Origin of the sequence: Bradyrhizobium sp. PUT101, from assembly GCF_052043945.1 — a bacterium.
Lineage (GTDB): Bacteria > Pseudomonadota > Alphaproteobacteria > Rhizobiales > Xanthobacteraceae > Bradyrhizobium.
Genome location: NZ_CP197207.1, coordinates 2451180 through 2468251, shown reverse-complemented (window position 1 = coordinate 2468251; position 17072 = coordinate 2451180). Strand labels below are relative to the sequence as shown.

Below are 17072 nucleotides of genomic sequence, written 5' to 3'. Positions count from 1 at the left end.
CAAAGCGTCAGACCGGGCGGTTCTCGTTGCGGTTCCTCACCGGCTCCATCTTCGCTACGCCGTCCTCGAAGGAGATCTCGGTATAGGAGCCGTCGAGCTCCCTGGCGGCATCGAGCAGATAGTCGAGCTTGCCGGCGGTATCGAGCTTCTTGATGTCGTTCTTGTCCACGCCGGCGAGGTCCATCATCTCCTTCCACACCGTCGATTCGTCGCACGGCAGGATGCGGAATTCGATGTCGCCGATTCTGGTTCGGTATTTCGCCAGCAGGTCGATGTTGTTGCAGAAAATGAAGTAGCTGCCTTTCGGGCTCAACGCGCCGTCCAGCACCTTGGCGACGTCGGCGAGATAGGCGTAGGAATGCAGATAACCGGCGAGCACCGGAATGGTCTCTTCGCCCTCCTGCGCCACGGTCAGGACCTGCTCGATTGAATACTCCGGCGGACGCTTCTCGTCGGCGACCTGGGCCTGGAACTTCAGCGCAATGTCGCCGCGAAAGCCGAAGCGGCCCGGCTTGGTGGTGTCGCCCTTCAGCACCGCGTTCAGCAACCGTCCCTCCTTGTCCAGGCGGCCAAGGGCGGTGTTGTCGATCGACGTCATGAATGTCTCCTTGTCTCATCTGCCGCGCGGCCGTCTGGCCGGCGCGAAGGTCTCGATCGCCCTTATGCAAGGAGTTTGCCGCCTGCCTGCGTATCCGCCGAAAGTTCGAATGCAGCGGGAATCCGGACGGCTCGGCGCGGCCCCCGCACGTCGCCCGGTATGGCGTTGCCATCCCACCTGTCCAAGCGACGCGAATGCCCCCTGTCGCAAACCCGACAAGCGTCGCAAAGGCAACAGCCCGGTGGTGGAACGAAAATGCAGCAATTTCAGACATATGTGCTTTGGCACGAGACTTGCGATCCCTCATTGCAACAGACCCAGATAGCGAGGGCGAGCGATGATCAACCTGACGGACAGCGCGGTGAATGCGGTGAAGACCGCGATCTCCTCGGCGGCGCAGCCGGCGAGCGGCCTGCGCATCATGGTCGAAACCGGCGGCTGCGCCGGCTTCAAATACATGATGGGCCTCGCTGAAGAAGCCAAGCCCGACGACACCGTGATCGAGCGCGGCGGCGTGAAGGTGTTCGTGGACAACCAGAGCCACGAGCATCTCAACGGCACCACGATCGACTTCGTCGTGGCGCTGGAGGGCTCCGGCTTCACCTTCGACAATCCAAACGCCAAGTCGAGCTGCTCTTGCGGCAAGTCGTTCAGCTGAGTGGCGCTGGTCGCCGATCCGCAAGAAGGAGAATGTGAAATGCTCGTCGAATCCGAACACCACAAGCAGTTGCCGGCCGCCGAACCCAATGAACGTGAACGCATCGTTCGCGCCGTGCTCGACGAGATCCGGCCCAATCTCAAGCGCGACGGCGGCGATTGCGAGCTGCTCGAGATCGATGGCAACAAGATCATGGTCAGGCTCACCGGGGCCTGCGTGTTCTGCAAGCTGGCGAGCGCGACCCTCGAGGGTATTCAGGCCCGACTGATCGAACGGCTCGGCGAGTTCGTTCGCCTGATTCCCGTTGCCGGAGCGGCCAAAGCGCGCCATTGAGGAGAGGGGTTCCGTGCGGCCGATCTACCTCGACAACAACGCGACGACCCGCACGGACCCTTCCGTCGTCGCGGCGATGCTGCCGTTCTTCTCCGACCAGTTCGGCAACGCGTCCTCAATGCACGCCTTCGGCAGCGACGTCGCCGGGGCGGTGAAGGAGGCGCGGCGCAGCGTGCAGGCGCTGATCGGCGCCGCCTTCGACCACGAGATCGTGTTCACCTCGGGTGGCACCGAGTCGGACAATGCGGCGATCCTGTCAGCGCTCGCCACGCAGGAGGGACGGGACGAGATCGTCACCACCGCCGTGGAGCATCCCGCCGTGTTGTCGCTGGTCGAAGAGCTGGGCAGCCGCGGCATCAAGAGCCATCTCATCCCCGTGGATACACGTGGCCGCCTGGACATCGAGGCCTTTCGGCGCGCGCTGGGACCACGCACCGCGATCGCGTCGGTAATGTGGGCCAACAACGAGACCGGCACGGTCTTCCCGGTCGAATTCCTCGCCAAGATGGCGCGTTCGGCCGGCGCGCTGTTTCATACCGATGCGGTGCAGGCGGTCGGACGACTTCCGATCGATCTCAAGACCAGCGAGATCGACATGCTCTCGCTCTCCGGCCACAAGCTGCACGGTCCCAAGGGCATCGGCGCGCTCTATGTGCGCAAGGGAACGAAATTCAAACCGCTGATCCTGGGTGGTCCGCAGGAGCGTCGCCGCCGCGCCGGCACCGAAAACATTCCGGGGATCGTTGGTCTCGGCAAGGCAGCCGAGCTTGCAGCGGTGACATTCGAGCAGGAACGGGCGCAGATCGCCGCGTTCCGCGACCGGATGGAGCAGGGCATCCTGCGGCTCGGCCATTGCACGGTGCTGGGCGACATCAAGTGCCGGCTGCCGAACACCTCGAACATCGCCTTCGAGCATGTCGAGGGCGAAGCCATCATCCATCATCTGAACCGTGCCGGCATTGCCGCCTCGCTGGGATCGGCGTGCGCCTCCGGATCGATGGAGCCCTCGCATGTACTGCGTGCGATGAACGTGCCGGCCGCGTCGTTGCGCGGCGCGATCCGCTTTTCCTTGTCGCGCGAAACCACCGGCGACGAGATCGACCGCGTCCTGCACGCATTGCCGGACGTCCTATCGAAACTGAGAGCATTGTCTCCGTCGTGGCAAGGGCGCGCGAGCGACACCTCTCGTCCTGCGGAGATGAGCCTATGAAAGTCATGATTCGCCGTTCACCGGAGACCGGCCTGTCGATCTACGTGCCGAAGAAGGATCTCGAGGAGCCGATCGTGGAAGCCGAGCACGAGACGCTGTGGGGCGGCTGGATCCGGATCGCGAACGGTTGGGTGCTCGATCTGCCGCAGATGGCCGCCGATACCAACCTGCCGATTACGATCAACGCCAAGAAGCGTGGCGGCGAGGGAGACGAGTGATGAACGCGCCGGTCCCGCAGATCGATTTCGCCGCTCCGGCGGACGCCGAAGCCATCCTCAGCGACGTTGTTGCGCGGCTGCGTGGCGGTAACGTCATTCCCTATCTCGGGCCGGGCGTCGCCGAGCTCGGCGAACCAGCCGTGCCGATGAATCCGGAAGCGTTGGCGGCCTTTCTCGGCACCAAGGTCGCCCTGCCACGCCGCGCCCGGGGCAATGCCTGGGCCTCGGCGCAGCACATCGAGAGCACCAGGCACCGCGCCACGGTGACCGCGCTGATGGCGGAAGCTTTTGCGACCCCGGTCGCACCGACCGCGCTCCATCACCATCTCGCCACCATGCCGCTGCCGCTGGTCGTCGACAGCTGGTACGACGGTGCGATGCGCAGTGCGCTCGCCGGGCGCGTTGATTGGGGCGAGATCCAGGGCATCACCCGCGCCGGCATCGGTGAGGACCGCTGGTACAGGTTTTACGACGCCGCGGGTCAGGAGGTCGACCGCGCGCAGGCCAAGGACTGGACCACGATCCTCTACAAGCCCCATGGCAGCGTCGCGCCGGCCAAGAACTTCCTGATCTCCGACGCCGACTATGTCGAGGTGTTGACCGAGATCGACATCCAGACGCCGATCCCGGACGAAGTGAAGGCGCGGCGCACCGGCCGCAGCTTTCTGTTCCTCGGCTGCCGTTTCAACGACCAGCTCCTGCGCACCTACGTGCGACAGGTCTCGAAGCGTTCCGGGGATATCCACTATGCCGTCGTTGAGCCAGATGCGCTCTCGAAGAACGAGCTGCGCTTCCTGGTGAACCAGGGCCTGACGCCCCTGGCCATTCCGCTTGCACGCGCTGTCGAGATCGTGCTGGCGGGCTGAACCTCTATCGAGTTGCTGATCTGGTGATCTCCGCGCGAGAAGTCTTCGCGCGGAGATCGCGCGTCCATCGATGCGTCTCGTCGAGCATGTCGTGTCTGTCACCTTTCCAACATGCGTTGGCAACCCGACATTCTTCCGCACGAGCGCTAACTCCTTGAAGCAAGCCAGGAAAGTCGGCGGCGCGACGGTGGCATGCGGGTTGCTAATACCTTTCTAGAACCACTCTTAGGACGTTTCTCGAAATCCGGGTCCCGCAAAATCCGTTCGGCCTGCAAGGAGAACTGAGCACATGGACGTTTCAGCGCAACACGACGCGAGCAGCAATGGCAACGGTGCCGATGTCGGTGAGATCATGCAGGCCATCGCCGAGCACAAGGGCTGCGGCACCAGCGGCGGAAGCGGCAAGGCGAGCTGCGGATCGCAGGCCGGGCAGGGCGATCTGCCGACCGAGATCTGGGAGAAGGTGAAGAACCATCCCTGCTACAGCGAAGAGGCGCATCATCATTACGCACGCATGCACGTCGCGGTCGCGCCGGCCTGCAACATCCAGTGCAACTACTGCAATCGCAAATACGACTGCGCCAACGAATCGCGCCCCGGCGTGGTCAGCGAGAAGCTGACGCCCGAGCAGGCCGCCAAGAAGGTGCTGGCCGTCGCCTCCACCATCCCGCAGATGACCGTGCTCGGCATCGCCGGCCCCGGCGATCCCCTGGCGAACCCCGAAAAGACATTCAAGACGTTCGAGCTGATCTACAACACGGCGCCCGACATCAAGCTGTGCCTGTCGACCAACGGCCTCATGCTGCCCGACCACGTCGACACCATCGCCAAGTACAACGTCGATCACGTCACCATCACCATCAACATGGTCGATCCCGAGATCGGTGCGAAGATCTATCCCTGGATCTTCTACAAGCACAAGCGCTACACCGGCTATGAAGCCGCCAAGATCCTGACCGACCGGCAGCTCCAGGGCCTGGAGATGCTCACCGAGCGCGGCATCCTCTGCAAGATCAACTCGGTGATGATCCCCGGCATCAACGACCAGCACCTGGTCGAGGTCAACAAGGCCGTGAAGTCGCGCGGCGCCTTCCTGCACAACATCATGCCGCTGATCTCCGCACCGGAGCACGGCACCGTGTTCGGCCTGAACGGCCAGCGCGGCCCGAGCGCGCAGGAGTTGAAGGCGTTGCAGGATTCCTGCGAGGGCGAGATGAACATGATGCGGCATTGCCGGCAGTGCCGCGCCGACGCGGTCGGTTTGCTCGGTGAGGACCGCAGCGCCGAGTTCACCACCGAGAAGATCATGGCGATGGAGGTGAAGTACGACGCCGACACGCGCAAGGCGTATCAGGAGAAAGTCGAGGAGGAACGCATCGCCAAGGTCGCGGCCAAGCAGGAGGAACTCGCCGAGCTCGCGGGCGCCTCCAGCGACATCAAGGTGCTGGCGGCGGTGGCGACCAAGGGCTCCGGGCTGATCAACGAGCATTTCGGTCATGCCAAGGAGTTCCAGGTCTACGAGCTCTCCACGGCGGGCGCGAAATTCGTCGGTCATCGCCGCGTCGATCTCTACTGCCAGGGTGGTTACGGCGAGGAGGACGGTCTTGAAACCATCATCCGCGCCATCAACGATTGCCATGCGGTCTTTGTCGCCAAGATCGGCGGGTGCCCAAAGGGCGACCTGATCAAGGCCGGCATCGAGCCGGTCGATCAATACGCCCACGAGTTCATCGAGAAGTCGGCGATCGCCTGGTTCAAGGCCTATCTCGACAAGGTCAACGGCGGCGAGATCGAGCATGTGGAGCGTGGCGACGCCGCTATCCGCCAGGGCGCGCTGATCTCGGCGGCTTGAGGAGAGACCGATGCCGTTCAAGATCATCGCCTCGCAGTGCACGAGCTGCTCGGCCTGCGAGCCGGAATGTCCGAACGTCGCCATCCGCGAGAAGGGCGGGACGTTCGTGATCGATCCGAAGAAATGCACCGAATGCATCGGCCATTTCGACGAGCCGCAATGCGTGGCGGTCTGCCCGGTCGACAATACCTGCGTTATCGATACGTCGCTGCCGCGCTATCAGGCGCCTGCTTAAGGGGGGGAATGGAATGAACTTCACGATCACGCCGGCTGCGCAGAAGTTCATGCGCATGATGCTCCGCGTCGACGGCGGCGCGGGTAGCGGCTTCCGCCTCGCGGTCAGCCCGGGCGGCTGCTCCGGCCTTGCCGCCGACATCAGCGTGCGTACCGAACCGCAGGCCGGCGACGCGGTGGTCGAGCGTGACGGCGTCAAGCTGTTCCTGCCCGCCGAAAGCCGCCTGCTGCTCGACGGCGTAACCATCGATTTCGCGGATACGGCGACCCAGACCGGGCTCGTGTTCCATGATCCCAAACAGGTCTCCTGCGGACATCATTGAACAGGCGACGATGATGCCCGACACGTTTGTCAGCCCGCAGGTCGAGATCAACGAGGCGCTCGTCACCGGCGCCTTGCTCGGGCGCGGGCTGCCGAGCGAGGTGGAACATCATTTGGGGGAAGCTGGCCTTTCCTATCACCTGGACGACATCGCGGAACGTCATCTGCGTGAAGCCGCGGCGCTCGCGCCCGACCACGCCGCTGTGCTGATCGGCCTCTATCGATTCTATTTCTACAAGGGCCGTCTCGCCGAGGCGCTCGCTGTCGCCCGTCGCTGCCTGCTCAAGGCGGCGCAGGAAAACAACCTCCCCGACGATTGGCGCTCCGTGCGGGCTGACGACGCCGAGTTCGGCCGCTACGAGAACATCCTGCCGCGCTTCTTTCTGTTCTCGCTGAAGGGCTACGCCTATTTGCAGATGCGTCTCGGCGAGACCGACGAGGGGCGGCTCGCGGTCCAGAAGCTGCTGGAGCTCGATCCCACCGACAAGATCGGCGCCAAGGTGCTGCTGGGCGTGCTCGAGCGGATGGGGCACGACGATGAGTGACGACATCGACGAGGCCCTCGACTGGCAGGGCCAGCAGATCGATTGCACGGCCTGCGCCCATCTGGCGCTCAGCCATGCCGGCGGCTGCCGGATCAAGCGTGCCTGTGTCAACGATCGCTACGCGCGCCGTATCGATCGCTTCTTCAACTGGAATCCGGGCCTCGCCGACGCCTATCTCGGCCATCCGCATTTCGAGGTTCGCGCGATCGCCGCAAAGTCTGCGAATCTGTTCCTGCTTCCGCCGTTGCTTGGCGACGTCGACGAGACGGTGCGCTGGAACGCAGTTCGCCGCCTGCCCAGGCGCTATGCGCTGCAGTTGCGCAAGGACCCGCACCGCGAGGTCCGGATGCGGGTCGCAACGCTGATCGATGGCGATGATCTGCTGCCGATGGCCTCCGACGATGACTATTACGTCCGTCTCGTCGTTGCGCGCCGGCTCGCGCCGCTGTTGCTCGGCCGGATGATCGACGACGAGGAGGCGGAGGTTCGCCGCGTCGTGGCCCGGCGCATTCCGGACGAATGGCTGCTCGGCATGATCAACGACCGCGACGCCGCCGTGCGGCTCGACGTCGCGCAGCGCCTGTCGCCGGAGCCGCTGGCACTGATGCGCCGCGATCCGGATTGGCGCATCCGCTACGAGGTTGCGAGCCGTGCTGCGGCCGGCGAGATCATGGGGCTCGTCGAGGACCAGGACGGCCTGGTGCGCGAAGTTGCGCGGTCGCGGGTCACGGTGCGGCTGGAACGAGGAACGGGAGCCTCCCTATGAGCAATATCGTCCGCGACAGCGACGTGGTCGAGCTGACGGCGCCTCCCTTCTTCAGCTTCGGCGAGAAGGTGCGCGCCAAGCGCACCATCCGCAACGACGGCACCTATGCCGGCAAGGAGATCGGCGACATCCTCGCGAAGAAGGGCGAGGTCGGTTACGTGGTCTCGATCGGCACCTTCCTGCAGCAATTCTACATCTATGGCGTCGAATTCCTCGAAAGCGGCAACCGCGTCGGGATGAAGCGGAAGGAGCTCGACCCCGTCACCCCGCGCGACGCGGTCGAGGACATTCCACTGCCGGAGACCGTGTCATGATGATCGAACCCAGAGTGCCGAAGTATCAATGGGGCCAGCGCGTGAAGGCGGCGGTGGACCTGCACAATGATGGCTCGTTTCCGGATGCGCCGGCCGAAGGTCTCCTCGTCTGCGTCGGCGGCACCGGGGAAATCGTCCAGGTCGGCAGGCATACCGACGCCAACCTGCCGATCTACCTCGTCGAGTTCGGCGAGCGGCTGGTGGTCGGCTGCCTCGAGGAAGAAATCAGTCCGCTCTAGGGATGTCACGATGAACGCCGCGGTGCTCAGACAACCGGACATGCACTTGCCCCCGCATCCCAACGAGCTCGATCGCAGACGGATCGAGCGCGCACTCGGATCGCGCAAGCGCTATCGCTATGTCTCGCCGGTGGTGAAGGGCGTGACCGGCGGGTATCTCGTGGAGAGTCCGTGCTGCTCGCGGAACATCGATACCCAGGGCGGTGTCATCGACGTCGCGCTCCTGCATTACGACGCGGCGGGCGCGAGCTGGAAGCTGTTCCGAAAGGATCACGAGACCGGGTCCTGGAAGCTGCACGGCGTGCATCAGCGGCTCGTGTCGGCGACGGAGGTCCTGAACGCCGATCCCGAGCGCGTGTTCTGGCAATAGCGGGAGTTGGAAAGATGTCGCTGGCAGCAATCGAACTGGCTGAAATCGAGCAGGTGCTGGCATCCTCGGATGCGGCGCCGCAGGCTTATGTCGAGCTGCGGCAAAGATTCCCTCATCTTGCCTGTATTCGTTGCGACGCCTCCGACGTGACGGAGACGCCATACCGCAGCTTTGGGACGTTCGACCTGCATCTGCTCGACAGCGCCGATCATTGCGCCGCGATCACCGACGATCCGGCACGCGCCACCGGCATCGTGCTGGCGAAGCGGGCAGTCGCGTCATGACGGAGCCTGCTCTCGCCTATGACGGCGTTGCGGAGACGGACGAACTCGCGATCGAGGCTGGTCATGACTTCATTCCGCTCTCCGACCCCGACGTTACGCTGGCGGAGATCGCCGCGGTGGACGCCGTCCTGCGCTCGCCGCGGCTGTCCAGCGGGCCGCTCGCGGAAGAGTTCGAGGCCGCGTTTGCGAGCTATGTCGGTCGGGCTTATGCGATCGCGGTGCCGAGCGGCACCATTGGCCTCATGCTCGCGCTGAAGGCTTACGGCATCGGCGCAGGCGACGAGGTCATCGCCTCGTCCTATTCCTTCCGCGAGACCGCGCATGCGATCAGCCTCGCTGGCGCACGGCCCGTGTTCGCCGACATCGACTATTGGTCGGGGACGCTGGCGCCGCAGAAGGTGGAAGAGCGCATCACTCCCGGCACGCGGGCCATTCTTGCAGCCAACACCAACGGCCATCCGGCGCCCTGGTCGGACCTGCGAGACATCGCGGCACGGCATGGCGCTCTCCTGCTGGAGGATTCCACCGAAGCGATCGGCTCGCGCTACAAGGGCAGGTTGGTCGGCAGCTTCGGCGACGTCGCCGTGTTCGATTTCGCACAGCCCTCGCTGCTGACCTGCGGCGAGGGCGGCATGATCGTCACCGACGACATCGATCTTGCCGTGACCTTGCGACGTCACCGCTCACATCGGCTGAACGAGCGATCCTCCGTTGTAGTGAGCTCGACGGCGGCCCATCAGGCCGGGATCAGCGATCTCGCGGCCGCGCTTGGGCTGGCCCAGCTCAGGCGCATCGACGAGATCATCGAGCGTCGCCGGTTGGTCGAGCAGCTCTATGCGACGCACGTGCAGTCGTTCGAGGGCATCAAGCCGCCCTATGTCGGTCCCGATGTGACCGAGGTGAACTGGTTCCTCTATCTCGTGCATCTCGGTACACGTTTCACCCGCTCCAGCCGGGATGCCATCGCCGAGGATCTCCGGGTCGAGCAGGTCGAGGCTGCCGCCTACAGCCATCCGCTGCATTTGCAGCGGCACTATTTCGATCTCGGCTACCGGCGCGGCGACCTGCTGGTGACCGAGAAGATCGCGGATCGCGCTCTCGCGCTGCCGTTCCATACCCATCTGACGGATAGCCAGATCGAATTCATCGTCGAGACCATGAAGGACGCCTCGATCAACGTGGGCGCAGGCGCGGCGATCTACTGAAGAGCCGATCACCAACGAGAGAGGATGACGACCATGACCACACTGACCGTTCTGCCCGCAGGCAAGACCATCGAGGTTTCCGAGGGAACGACACTTCTGGCTGCGCTGCTCGGCGCCGAAATCGCGATCCCGCACAAATGCGAGGGTCAGGCGAAATGTGGCTCCTGCCACATCTTCGTGCAGGAGGGGCGCAAGGGGCTGTCGAAGATCGCGCGGCTCGAAAACGAGAAGCTCGACACCATTGTCGGTGTCGGATCGAAGTCGCGCCTCGCCTGCCAGGCCACCGTGCTCGGCACAGAGGATGTCAAGATCGAGCTGCTCGGCTTCTCGTCGGGCATCTGAGCGCGGGAGCAGGACGATGGATACGCAGAAGCTCATTCTTCACACGCGCTTTGCGCCGAACGGCACCGTGGTCGAGATCAGCGAGCGGCCCGAGGGCCTTACGCCGCAGGCTTGGTTCAACTTCCTCAGCGACAAGGCCGGCGACGTCTATCAGACGCTTGCGGGCGGCCGGGGTGTGTTCCGGCTAACGCGCGAAGAGCTGACGGCACTGAGGCAGGCGGCTACGCCGGCGGCCTGACCGGCTGGAGGAGTGACCATGGAACCGGGAGAAATCGACGTCTTCGTCATCTGCGCGAGCGACGGGATCGAGCGCGGCGGCGCGAGGGCGTTCAGCCTGTCGCGTTTCGATGCGTCAGGCGAAAGCAGGCCGTTCCCGATCGTCGTGATCCGGACCCATGGCAACGACTATGTCGGTTACGTCAATGCCTGTCCGCATGAAGGTGTCTGGCTCAACATCGGCAGTGGTGACTTCTTCACGCAGGACCGCGCGTTCCTCAAATGCGGTCGCCACGGCGCCACGTTCGAGATCGACAGCGGGCTCTGCATTGACGGTCCCTGCAATGGCAAGAGCCTCCAGCCGATCGCGCTCGCCGTGGTCGACGGTGAGGTCTGCTTGTGCGGCGAACGACTGGTCGAGGACGACCGTCCGTTCGGCGCCTTCGACGACCATGACGAGACCATGGACATCATGATCCATCCGGATTAGGAGGGCAGGACGTGACCGTCGCGCAATTGCTCGACCGCCTCAAGGATCTGCCGGAGGACGCCGTGGTGCTGATGGACAGCGGCGATGGACTGTCGCGCGTTTCCACGCTGGAATTTGTCGCCGATCAAGGCCCCGGCGCGCCGGCAGAGGTTATCCTGTCGCCGAGCATGGACGAGTAAGTACAACAGAAGGCGTCGGCATGAGCGATACGGTGGTTACTGTTTCAATGTTCGAGCGGGTCGGCGGGCTTGTTGCCATCGACCGCCTGGTGGAAAGTTTCTATCGCCGGATGGACGCGCTCCCCGAAGCCGCCGGCATCCGCGCCATGCATGCGGACGACCTGACGTCGACCAAGCAGGTGCTGAATCGGTACCTCACCGAATGGACCGGCGGGCCAAAGCTCTATTCGCCGGAGAAGGGCCACCCGCGGCTGCGCCAGCGCCACATGGGCTTTCCGATCGGTAGCGCCGAGCGTGATGCCTGGCTGCTCTGCATGCGCGGCGCGCTGGCGGAAACGGTTGCCGACGCCGTGGCGCGAGAGGAGCTCGATGCCGCCCTCACCAAGCTCGCCGACTGGATGCGCAACCAGGCCGGCAATCCGCATGATGCGCGCGGCGGGCATGGCTGAAGGGCCGCAGCGTCAGTCCGACAGCGGCAATCCAAAAAACTCCTCATCGGCGCCGCCCCATGCCTTGTGCAAGGCAAGGCCGCTCTGCCACTTGCCGATCTCGATATCATTTGCCAGGCGGTGTGTGATCTTGCCTTCCGGCTTCTCGGCCAGCAGGAAGGTCTTGCCGTTACGGATGAAACGATTGAGATCCTTGGTATCTGTCGGTCGCACGACGCAGCGCGGCGCATCGTCGATGAGAATGGTGGTCGGCAGCATCGCGCGGGGACTCCATCAATCCGTGGGCGGTCCGAGATCGTCGTTTCCCTTCTTTGTCTTCTTCTCGGTCTTTGCCTGGGCATAGGTGCCGGCATTCTTCAACAGGATCGGCTTCTGTCCCTCGACATATTGCGAGATCCAGAACAGAGTCCGTTCCAGCGCTTTCCTCGCGTCGTCCCCGCGAAAACTGCCGCGCTCGTCGCAGCCAAAACCCTGGGTCGCGTCCGGATAGGTGAAGGCGCTGACATCAGGGCGCCAGGCGCGGAATTGCGTGATGGCCTCCAGCGGGAGTTCGGGATCGCTCTCGCCGAAATGCAGCAGCGTCGGCACCTTGCGCTTCTCGCGATAATTGGCAACGGTGTCGCTGCCGTCATAGCCGATCGCGCAGGCGATGCCGTTGACCTTGTTGGCCGCGGTGTAGGCGAGATCGCCGCCCCAGCAATAGCCGAGGACCGCGACCTTGCCGGCATCCTTCACCGCGTCGACGGTTGTCTGGATGTCCGAGATCGCTTTCTCCTTGTCGATCTGCGCGCCGATCGCGGCGCCCTCGGCCTTGCCGCTGTCGTCGTGACCAAGGCTGATGCCCGGCCTGACCCGGTCGAACAGGGAGGGCGCGATCGCGACGTACCCTTCGACTGCGAATGCATCGACGACCCTTCGGATCTCGGGGGTGAGGCCGAAAACATCCTGGAGAATCACGACGGCACCCTTGGGCGTGTCCGCGGGCTCGGCACGATAGGCGGAGAAACTCGCTCCGTCCCTGGCGGTCAGTTCGATCATTGCATCCTCTCCTCTCCGGTGGGTCTCTGGTTGTTCCGCTAGAGCAGGCCGAGCTCGAGCTTGACGTCGTCGGTCATCCGCGATGAGTCCCAGGGCGGATCGAACACCAGCTGCACCGCGACTTTCTCGATGTCGCCGACCTCGATCACAGCCTTCTCCACCCACGACAGCATTTCGCCCGCGACCGGACAGCCCGGCGCGGTCAGCGTCATGTCGATCTCGACCAGGCCGTCGTGCTTCGGCTCGATCCGGTAGATCAAGCCGAGGTCATAGATGTTCACGGGGATTTCGGGATCGTGCACCGTCCGCAGCGCGGCGATGATATCCGCGATCAGCGTCTCGTTGTCGGCAAGCTCTGTGGTCGTCATCGCCACCTCACTGAAGTCCCTCCGCGAGTGCCGCAACGACCGGCCAGCCGACCGCCCCAGTCGGGTCGAGCCGGCGCAGGGCTGCCAGCAATTCGTGGGCCTGCTTTCGTTCGTCCTTGCGCAGATGAATGAAGGCGAGCGCCTTCAACGTGTAGAGCGCGAAGCGGCCGGCGCCGTCCGGCAGCTCGGCCTGCGGCTGCCAGCCACGCCAATCGGGACTCCAGCCGGCCTGGTGAGCGGCCTCACGCAGCCCGCGCTCGGCGATGCTCTGGGCCTCGTCGAGACGGCCGCGATAGGTGTGGGTCTTGTAGAGGCAGAAATAGACTGCGAGTTCGGTCGGGGCCGCATCCAGGGCCTTGCGAAAGATCCGATCGGCCTCGAGAGGGTCGCGCCGATAGCTGACCACGCCCTGCTGGAGCAGCGAGTCGATCTCGGGTGCGAGCTCGCCGAAATTGATACCGTCGGAGTCGACGAGCACGGCCGTCACGATGCGCTCGCCATCGTCGGGATTGGGCGCCGATCGCCCAATCTGCTGGAGCCTGTGTGAGACAATTCGAGTTCCTCTTGTGGCGTATCGCAATACGGATGCAACCCTCGCAAAGCAAAAGCCGGGCCGAATGAGAAACGCCGCGAAAGCGCGTCGTTTCGAGGCGCTGCGAGGCATGGTCGCCGTGTCCGGAGCGAGGCCGTCGGCGTTCGTCACGTCATCGACATGCACGCAGGCGGCGTTGTCGCAAGTCGGACATCGCGGCGGCGGCCGGGGCAGGCAAGGCCCTCTGAACGCACATGTTCCAAAACTGGTTTGGCGCTTGCATGGAGTAGGCGCAGAGCAGGAGTGTGCGACATGGCGATGGCGGGACCGGATATCGAGCAATTGATCAGGGAAGCGTTTCCGGACGCCCATGTGATCGTGACCGACCTCGCCGGCGACGGCGATCACTATGGCGCGCGCGTCGTCTCGCAGGCGTTTGCCGGCAAGAGCCGGATTCAGCAGCATCAGATGGTCTACGCCGCCTTGAAGGGACAAATGGGCGAGGCGCTTCATGCGCTCGCGCTCGAAACGGCGGTGCCGACGTGAATATGGAGGGATAGAAACATGAGCGAAGCGACTGAACAACGTATCAGGGACATCATCGCAGGCAGCGACGTCGTGCTGTTCATGAAGGGCGTTCCAGCCGCGCCGCAATGCGGCTTCTCAGGCGCCGTCGTGCAGATCCTGAACGGTCTCGGCGTGCCCTTCACCGGCATCAACGTGCTCGCCGACGCCGATATCCGCGAGGGCATCAAGGTGTTCTCGAGCTGGCCGACCATTCCCCAGCTCTACGTCAAGGGCGAGTTTCTCGGCGGCTGCGACATCGTGCGCGAGATGTTCAAGCTGGGCGAGCTGGCCGCAGTGCTGAACGACAAGGGCGTAGCGGTGGCGGCGCCATGAGCGACGGAATGACGGAGAAGTTCGAGCTTCCGCAGCTCTATCGCCATCACGTCTTCGCCTGCCACACCCAGCGGCCTCCTGGTCATCCGCGCGGAAGCTGCGGAGCGTCCGGCGGCGGGCCGCTGTGGGAGCGGCTGGGCAAGGCCATCGAGGCGACGGGGCTTACGGTTGTCGGCTTCACCGCATCGGGTTGTCTCGGCTTCTGCGCCGCCGGTCCCCTGATGGTCGTTTACCCGGACGGCGTCTGGTACCGGCCGACGACGCCAGAAGATATTGACGAGATTGTCGAAGAGCACCTGAAGCAGGACCGGCGCGTTGACCGCCTGGTGATGGTCCTCGCGCGGAGGTGAGATTCACGGCCCGTCGCAGCCGGGCATCGCCTCCGGCCGTGTGCAGCCCTGAAGGTCGCTTCGCTCGCCGCCCAGCAGTGACGGAATGGGCTCGCGGTCGAAGCCGGCGCATCTGGCGCCGTCAACGTCGATCAGCGGACGCCGGATCAGCAGGGGATCGTCCAGCATCAAGGCGATCGCACCTGCTGCGTCGATTTCCGCCGGCTTCAACTCACCGGATTTGACCCGCGGCGCGGCCGGGTTGAACCAGGAGGCGACGGGCGTCGCACCGAAGAAAGCGAGCAGACGCTCTGCCGTCCAAGGCTCGGTGAGCAGGCTCTTCGCGATCACCTGATGACCTGCCGCCTCCAGCGCGCGAATTTGCCGAGCGTTGGTCCCGCAACCGGGCTTCTGGTAGAACAGGATGGTCGCCACGCGGGCGCTCCTATTTCATCATGCTGAGCTGGACCAGTGGCGCAGCACCGCCACGCCCGAGGATGGTGTCCACCTTCCTGCGGACGCCTTCCAGCGTCAGCGGCTTCACCACCGCGCCGTGGGCACCGGCCTTCATCGCTTCGACTGCGGTGGTCTCGTCGGATTTGTCGGTGACGATGAGAATGCGCACGCCCGGAAATCTCGCGCCGAGCTCGCCGATCAGAGCAGGGCCGCGAGCCTTCAGGAAGGAGACGCCGAGCAGCACGACGTCGGGCTTCAGCCAGTCCACGCCCTTCTCGTAGGCCTCCTCCGGAGTGGCGAGCTCATGCGTCTCGATCTCGTCGTGCAGCATGAACTGGAGCGCGGCGCGGGTGATCTCGTCCTCGTCGATCACGAACACGCGCCGCTGGTCGACTGCCTTGGCCGTCTCGACACCGATCTGCATCCGTCATTCTCCTCGAGTTGTTTCACCTCGTGGATTAGCAATTTCCGTTCCGCGTGCACCGCTGCGGAAAACGCGGTGCCTCTGCACCGCAATCGCTGCGATCCTTGTCCGGTTTCTGACAGAGGCCCTACCTCTGTAGGGTTCGACACAGCTTCTGTCGGCGGCCTGGGCTGAAATATTTCGCGAGCGCGATCAGCGTCTTAGTGGGCGAGCCGCGAATGGCACGCCAGTTGCTATTTGGATGCAGCAACAACGAGTGAGGGCTGAGAACACGCCGACGCCGCCGGCGAGCGATGTTCTCCTTCCCGAACCCCGCGGGCCCACGCTTCTGAGAGAGAAGCAATCTCGCGCGAGCAGCGCGGAGTCATTGGCAATCGGTTGATGGAGAGCAACATGTCTTCACTGAGACAAATCGCGTTTTACGGCAAGGGTGGTATCGGCAAATCGACGACGTCGCAGAACACGCTCGCGGCGCTTGCCGAGATGGGCCACAGGATCCTGATCGTCGGCTGCGATCCCAAGGCGGACTCGACCCGCCTGATCCTGCACGCCAAGGCGCAGGATACCATTCTGAGCCTCGCGGCCAACGCCGGCAGCGTCGAGGACCTCGAGATCGAGGACGTCATGAAGGTCGGCTACAGGGACATCCGTTGCGTCGAGTCCGGCGGACCGGAGCCGGGCGTCGGCTGCGCCGGTCGCGGCGTCATCACCTCGATCAACTTCCTGGAAGAGAACGGCGCCTATGAGGACATCGACTACGTGTCCTACGACGTGCTCGGCGACGTCGTCTGCGGCGGCTTCGCGATGCCGATCCGCGAGAACAAGGCGCAGGAGATCTACATCGTGATGTCCGGCGAGATGATGGCGATGTACGCCGCCAACAACATCTCCAAGGGCATTCTGAAATACGCCAACTCCGGCGGCGTTCGTCTCGGCGGCCTGGTCTGCAACGAGCGCCAGACCGACAAGGAGCTGGAGCTGGCGGAAGCGCTGGCCAAGAAGCTCGGCACCCAGCTGATCTATTTCGTGCCGCGCGACAACATCGTGCAGCATGCGGAGCTTCGCCGCATGACGGTGCTGGAATACGCGCCGGAATCGCAGCAGGCCGAACACTATCGCAAGCTCGCGCACAAGATCCACAACAACGGCGGCAAGGGCATCATCCCGACCCCGATCAGCATGGACGAGCTCGAGGACATGCTGATGGAGCACGGCATCATGAAGGCGGTCGACGAAAGCCAGATCGGCAAGTCTGCCGCCGAGCTCGCGACGGCCTGACGATCCTGCCGGCCCCCTTTGTGTGGGGGCCGGCATATCTTCGATGACCCTGCGGCA

31 protein-coding genes are annotated in these 17072 nt (G+C 64.2%); 24 read left to right on the top strand and 7 right to left on the bottom strand.

Annotation, left to right across the window (positions count from 1 at the left end):
* Positions 1-7 precede the first annotated feature (7 nt).
* On the bottom strand, positions 8-598 hold the full coding sequence (locus tag ACSHT2_RS12115) for a hypothetical protein (RefSeq protein WP_440641762.1): 591 nt from the start codon (positions 596-598) through the stop codon (positions 8-10).
* 337 nt (positions 599-935) lie between these two features.
* On the opposite strand from ACSHT2_RS12115, the gene ACSHT2_RS12110 reads away from it, so the two are divergent.
* The 20 genes from ACSHT2_RS12110 (at position 936) to ACSHT2_RS12015 (ending at position 11690) form a co-directional block, all read left to right on the top strand.
* Positions 936-1256, top strand: a complete 321-nt coding sequence (locus tag ACSHT2_RS12110) for an iron-sulfur cluster assembly accessory protein (protein WP_194392707.1) — start codon at positions 936-938, stop codon at positions 1254-1256.
* Between the two features lie 39 nt (positions 1257-1295).
* A complete protein-coding gene (locus ACSHT2_RS12105) occupies positions 1296-1589 on the top strand; it encodes a NifU family protein (RefSeq protein WP_239625779.1) in 294 nt (97 codons plus the stop codon).
* A 13-nt stretch (positions 1590-1602) separates the two neighbouring features.
* Positions 1603-2799 carry a cysteine desulfurase NifS gene (nifS, locus tag ACSHT2_RS12100; RefSeq protein ID WP_440641761.1) on the top strand — a complete coding sequence of 399 codons (1197 nt, stop codon included), beginning with the start codon at positions 1603-1605 and terminating at the stop codon, positions 2797-2799.
* Entirely contained in the window at positions 2796-3017 is a 222-nt protein-coding gene (nifT, locus tag ACSHT2_RS12095) for a putative nitrogen fixation protein NifT (RefSeq protein WP_061026926.1), read from the top strand. The genes nifS and nifT overlap by 4 nt, the downstream gene beginning before the upstream one ends.
* The gene (locus ACSHT2_RS12090; RefSeq protein ID WP_440641760.1) at positions 3017-3883 is read left to right on the top strand and encodes an SIR2 family NAD-dependent protein deacylase; all 867 of its coding nucleotides are present in this window, start codon (positions 3017-3019) and stop codon (positions 3881-3883) included. The genes nifT and ACSHT2_RS12090 overlap by 1 nt, the downstream gene beginning before the upstream one ends.
* A 289-nt stretch (positions 3884-4172) precedes the next feature.
* Entirely contained in the window at positions 4173-5735 is a 1563-nt protein-coding gene (gene nifB, locus ACSHT2_RS12085; RefSeq protein WP_440641759.1) for a nitrogenase cofactor biosynthesis protein NifB, read from the top strand.
* 10 nt (positions 5736-5745) lie between these two features.
* Positions 5746-5970, top strand: a complete 225-nt coding sequence (locus ACSHT2_RS12080) for a 4Fe-4S binding protein (RefSeq protein WP_080136056.1) — start codon at positions 5746-5748, stop codon at positions 5968-5970.
* A gap of 13 nt (positions 5971-5983) precedes the next feature.
* Positions 5984-6292, top strand: coding sequence for a HesB/IscA family protein (locus tag ACSHT2_RS12075; protein WP_061026928.1), 309 nt, complete (start codon positions 5984-5986; stop codon positions 6290-6292).
* A gap of 10 nt (positions 6293-6302) precedes the next feature.
* Positions 6303-6836 (top strand): hypothetical protein, encoded by a 534-nt coding sequence (locus tag ACSHT2_RS12070; RefSeq protein ID WP_440641758.1) that lies wholly within the window; start codon positions 6303-6305, stop codon positions 6834-6836.
* Entirely contained in the window at positions 6829-7602 is a 774-nt protein-coding gene (locus ACSHT2_RS12065) for a 4Fe4S-binding leucine-rich repeat protein (protein WP_440641757.1), read from the top strand. Before ACSHT2_RS12070 ends, ACSHT2_RS12065 begins: the two co-directional genes overlap by 8 nt.
* A complete protein-coding gene (locus ACSHT2_RS12060) occupies positions 7599-7916 on the top strand; it encodes a nitrogen fixation protein NifZ (protein ID WP_319335254.1) in 318 nt (105 codons plus the stop codon). The genes ACSHT2_RS12065 and ACSHT2_RS12060 overlap by 4 nt, the downstream gene beginning before the upstream one ends.
* Complete coding sequence (locus ACSHT2_RS12055; RefSeq protein WP_440642824.1) at positions 7916-8155, top strand: nitrogen fixation protein NifZ; 240 nt, start codon at positions 7916-7918, stop codon at positions 8153-8155. Before ACSHT2_RS12060 ends, ACSHT2_RS12055 begins: the two co-directional genes overlap by 1 nt.
* A gap of 10 nt (positions 8156-8165) precedes the next feature.
* Positions 8166-8525 carry a DUF3024 domain-containing protein gene (locus ACSHT2_RS12050; RefSeq protein ID WP_440641756.1) on the top strand — a complete coding sequence of 120 codons (360 nt, stop codon included), beginning with the start codon at positions 8166-8168 and terminating at the stop codon, positions 8523-8525.
* Positions 8526-8539: 14 nt separating this feature from the next.
* Entirely contained in the window at positions 8540-8809 is a 270-nt protein-coding gene (locus ACSHT2_RS12045) for a hypothetical protein (protein WP_440641755.1), read from the top strand.
* On the top strand, positions 8806-10014 hold the full coding sequence (locus tag ACSHT2_RS12040) for a DegT/DnrJ/EryC1/StrS family aminotransferase (RefSeq protein WP_440641754.1): 1209 nt from the start codon (positions 8806-8808) through the stop codon (positions 10012-10014). The genes ACSHT2_RS12045 and ACSHT2_RS12040 overlap by 4 nt, the downstream gene beginning before the upstream one ends.
* Before the next feature lie 33 nt (positions 10015-10047).
* Entirely contained in the window at positions 10048-10356 is a 309-nt protein-coding gene (locus ACSHT2_RS12035; protein WP_061026965.1) for a 2Fe-2S iron-sulfur cluster-binding protein, read from the top strand.
* Positions 10357-10372: 16 nt separating this feature from the next.
* The gene (locus tag ACSHT2_RS12030; protein WP_061026935.1) at positions 10373-10594 is read left to right on the top strand and encodes a hypothetical protein; all 222 of its coding nucleotides are present in this window, start codon (positions 10373-10375) and stop codon (positions 10592-10594) included.
* Positions 10595-10612: 18 nt separating this feature from the next.
* Positions 10613-11062: a Rieske (2Fe-2S) protein gene (locus ACSHT2_RS12025; RefSeq protein WP_440641753.1), complete on the top strand. Its 450-nt coding sequence runs from the start codon at positions 10613-10615 to the stop codon at positions 11060-11062.
* An 11-nt stretch (positions 11063-11073) separates the two neighbouring features.
* Positions 11074-11241 carry a hypothetical protein gene (locus tag ACSHT2_RS12020; protein ID WP_319335272.1) on the top strand — a complete coding sequence of 56 codons (168 nt, stop codon included), beginning with the start codon at positions 11074-11076 and terminating at the stop codon, positions 11239-11241.
* A gap of 20 nt (positions 11242-11261) precedes the next feature.
* The gene (locus tag ACSHT2_RS12015; RefSeq protein WP_440641752.1) at positions 11262-11690 is read left to right on the top strand and encodes a group II truncated hemoglobin; all 429 of its coding nucleotides are present in this window, start codon (positions 11262-11264) and stop codon (positions 11688-11690) included.
* Between the two features lie 12 nt (positions 11691-11702).
* Here ACSHT2_RS12015 and ACSHT2_RS12010 read toward each other — a convergent pair whose 3' ends face one another.
* Genes ACSHT2_RS12010 through ACSHT2_RS11995 form a run of 4 tightly spaced genes read right to left on the bottom strand, consistent with a single transcriptional unit; the run spans position 11703 to position 13583 of the window.
* Entirely contained in the window at positions 11703-11948 is a 246-nt protein-coding gene (locus ACSHT2_RS12010) for a hypothetical protein (protein WP_440641751.1), read from the bottom strand.
* 15 nt (positions 11949-11963) lie between these two features.
* Positions 11964-12728, bottom strand: coding sequence for a dienelactone hydrolase family protein (locus ACSHT2_RS12005; protein ID WP_440641750.1), 765 nt, complete (start codon positions 12726-12728; stop codon positions 11964-11966).
* 38 nt (positions 12729-12766) lie between these two features.
* On the bottom strand, positions 12767-13096 hold the full coding sequence (locus ACSHT2_RS12000) for an iron-sulfur cluster assembly protein (RefSeq protein ID WP_440641749.1): 330 nt from the start codon (positions 13094-13096) through the stop codon (positions 12767-12769).
* 7 nt (positions 13097-13103) lie between these two features.
* Complete coding sequence (locus tag ACSHT2_RS11995; protein ID WP_440641748.1) at positions 13104-13583, bottom strand: hypothetical protein; 480 nt, start codon at positions 13581-13583, stop codon at positions 13104-13106.
* 357 nt (positions 13584-13940) lie between these two features.
* Between ACSHT2_RS11995 and ACSHT2_RS11990 the strand changes: the two genes are divergently transcribed.
* From ACSHT2_RS11990 to ACSHT2_RS11980, 3 genes are read left to right on the top strand one after another with little or no spacing between them, the layout of a single operon-like run.
* Positions 13941-14174, top strand: coding sequence for a BolA family protein (locus ACSHT2_RS11990; protein WP_440641747.1), 234 nt, complete (start codon positions 13941-13943; stop codon positions 14172-14174).
* Between the two features lie 18 nt (positions 14175-14192).
* The gene (gene grxD, locus ACSHT2_RS11985) at positions 14193-14528 is read left to right on the top strand and encodes a Grx4 family monothiol glutaredoxin (RefSeq protein WP_440641746.1); all 336 of its coding nucleotides are present in this window, start codon (positions 14193-14195) and stop codon (positions 14526-14528) included.
* Positions 14525-14878, top strand: a complete 354-nt coding sequence (locus ACSHT2_RS11980; protein ID WP_440641745.1) for a (2Fe-2S) ferredoxin domain-containing protein — start codon at positions 14525-14527, stop codon at positions 14876-14878. Before grxD ends, ACSHT2_RS11980 begins: the two co-directional genes overlap by 4 nt.
* A gap of 3 nt (positions 14879-14881) precedes the next feature.
* Here the strand turns inward: ACSHT2_RS11980 and ACSHT2_RS11975 are convergent, their stop codons facing one another.
* On the bottom strand, positions 14882-15292 hold the full coding sequence (locus tag ACSHT2_RS11975; RefSeq protein ID WP_440641744.1) for an ArsC/Spx/MgsR family protein: 411 nt from the start codon (positions 15290-15292) through the stop codon (positions 14882-14884).
* Positions 15293-15302: 10 nt separating this feature from the next.
* Positions 15303-15737 carry a response regulator gene (locus tag ACSHT2_RS11970; RefSeq protein WP_440641743.1) on the bottom strand — a complete coding sequence of 145 codons (435 nt, stop codon included), beginning with the start codon at positions 15735-15737 and terminating at the stop codon, positions 15303-15305.
* 393 nt (positions 15738-16130) lie between these two features.
* Between ACSHT2_RS11970 and nifH the strand changes: the two genes are divergently transcribed.
* Positions 16131-17015 (top strand): nitrogenase iron protein, encoded by an 885-nt coding sequence (gene nifH, locus ACSHT2_RS11965; protein WP_440641742.1) that lies wholly within the window; start codon positions 16131-16133, stop codon positions 17013-17015.
* Positions 17016-17072: the final 57 nt, after the last annotated feature.

Excerpts from the sequence above, each read along its gene's own strand:
- ACSHT2_RS12115 (WP_440641762.1), bottom strand. The coding sequence starts at position 598 with ATGACGTCGATCGACAACACCGCCCTTGGCCGCCTGGACAAGGAGGGA.
- ACSHT2_RS12110 (WP_194392707.1), top strand. The coding sequence starts at position 936 with ATGATCAACCTGACGGACAGCGCGGTGAATGCGGTGAAGACCGCGATC.
- ACSHT2_RS12105 (WP_239625779.1), top strand. The coding sequence starts at position 1,296 with ATGCTCGTCGAATCCGAACACCACAAGCAGTTGCCGGCCGCCGAACCC.
- nifT (WP_061026926.1), top strand. The coding sequence starts at position 2,796 with ATGAAAGTCATGATTCGCCGTTCACCGGAGACCGGCCTGTCGATCTAC.
- ACSHT2_RS12090 (WP_440641760.1), top strand. The coding sequence starts at position 3,017 with ATGAACGCGCCGGTCCCGCAGATCGATTTCGCCGCTCCGGCGGACGCC.
- nifB (WP_440641759.1), top strand. The coding sequence starts at position 4,173 with ATGGACGTTTCAGCGCAACACGACGCGAGCAGCAATGGCAACGGTGCC.
- ACSHT2_RS12080 (WP_080136056.1), top strand. The coding sequence starts at position 5,746 with ATGCCGTTCAAGATCATCGCCTCGCAGTGCACGAGCTGCTCGGCCTGC.
- ACSHT2_RS12075 (WP_061026928.1), top strand. The coding sequence starts at position 5,984 with ATGAACTTCACGATCACGCCGGCTGCGCAGAAGTTCATGCGCATGATG.
- ACSHT2_RS12070 (WP_440641758.1), top strand. The coding sequence starts at position 6,303 with ATGATGCCCGACACGTTTGTCAGCCCGCAGGTCGAGATCAACGAGGCG.
- ACSHT2_RS12065 (WP_440641757.1), top strand. The coding sequence starts at position 6,829 with ATGAGTGACGACATCGACGAGGCCCTCGACTGGCAGGGCCAGCAGATC.
- ACSHT2_RS12060 (WP_319335254.1), top strand. The coding sequence starts at position 7,599 with ATGAGCAATATCGTCCGCGACAGCGACGTGGTCGAGCTGACGGCGCCT.
- ACSHT2_RS12055 (WP_440642824.1), top strand. The coding sequence starts at position 7,916 with ATGATCGAACCCAGAGTGCCGAAGTATCAATGGGGCCAGCGCGTGAAG.
- ACSHT2_RS12050 (WP_440641756.1), top strand. The coding sequence starts at position 8,166 with ATGAACGCCGCGGTGCTCAGACAACCGGACATGCACTTGCCCCCGCAT.
- ACSHT2_RS12045 (WP_440641755.1), top strand. The coding sequence starts at position 8,540 with ATGTCGCTGGCAGCAATCGAACTGGCTGAAATCGAGCAGGTGCTGGCA.
- ACSHT2_RS12040 (WP_440641754.1), top strand. The coding sequence starts at position 8,806 with ATGACGGAGCCTGCTCTCGCCTATGACGGCGTTGCGGAGACGGACGAA.
- ACSHT2_RS12035 (WP_061026965.1), top strand. The coding sequence starts at position 10,048 with ATGACCACACTGACCGTTCTGCCCGCAGGCAAGACCATCGAGGTTTCC.
- ACSHT2_RS12030 (WP_061026935.1), top strand. The coding sequence starts at position 10,373 with ATGGATACGCAGAAGCTCATTCTTCACACGCGCTTTGCGCCGAACGGC.
- ACSHT2_RS12025 (WP_440641753.1), top strand. The coding sequence starts at position 10,613 with ATGGAACCGGGAGAAATCGACGTCTTCGTCATCTGCGCGAGCGACGGG.
- ACSHT2_RS12015 (WP_440641752.1), top strand. The coding sequence starts at position 11,262 with ATGAGCGATACGGTGGTTACTGTTTCAATGTTCGAGCGGGTCGGCGGG.
- ACSHT2_RS12010 (WP_440641751.1), bottom strand. The coding sequence starts at position 11,948 with ATGCTGCCGACCACCATTCTCATCGACGATGCGCCGCGCTGCGTCGTG.
- ACSHT2_RS12005 (WP_440641750.1), bottom strand. The coding sequence starts at position 12,728 with ATGATCGAACTGACCGCCAGGGACGGAGCGAGTTTCTCCGCCTATCGT.
- ACSHT2_RS12000 (WP_440641749.1), bottom strand. The coding sequence starts at position 13,096 with ATGACGACCACAGAGCTTGCCGACAACGAGACGCTGATCGCGGATATC.
- ACSHT2_RS11990 (WP_440641747.1), top strand. The coding sequence starts at position 13,941 with ATGGCGATGGCGGGACCGGATATCGAGCAATTGATCAGGGAAGCGTTT.
- grxD (WP_440641746.1), top strand. The coding sequence starts at position 14,193 with ATGAGCGAAGCGACTGAACAACGTATCAGGGACATCATCGCAGGCAGC.
- ACSHT2_RS11980 (WP_440641745.1), top strand. The coding sequence starts at position 14,525 with ATGAGCGACGGAATGACGGAGAAGTTCGAGCTTCCGCAGCTCTATCGC.
- ACSHT2_RS11970 (WP_440641743.1), bottom strand. The coding sequence starts at position 15,737 with ATGCAGATCGGTGTCGAGACGGCCAAGGCAGTCGACCAGCGGCGCGTG.
- nifH (WP_440641742.1), top strand. The coding sequence starts at position 16,131 with ATGTCTTCACTGAGACAAATCGCGTTTTACGGCAAGGGTGGTATCGGC.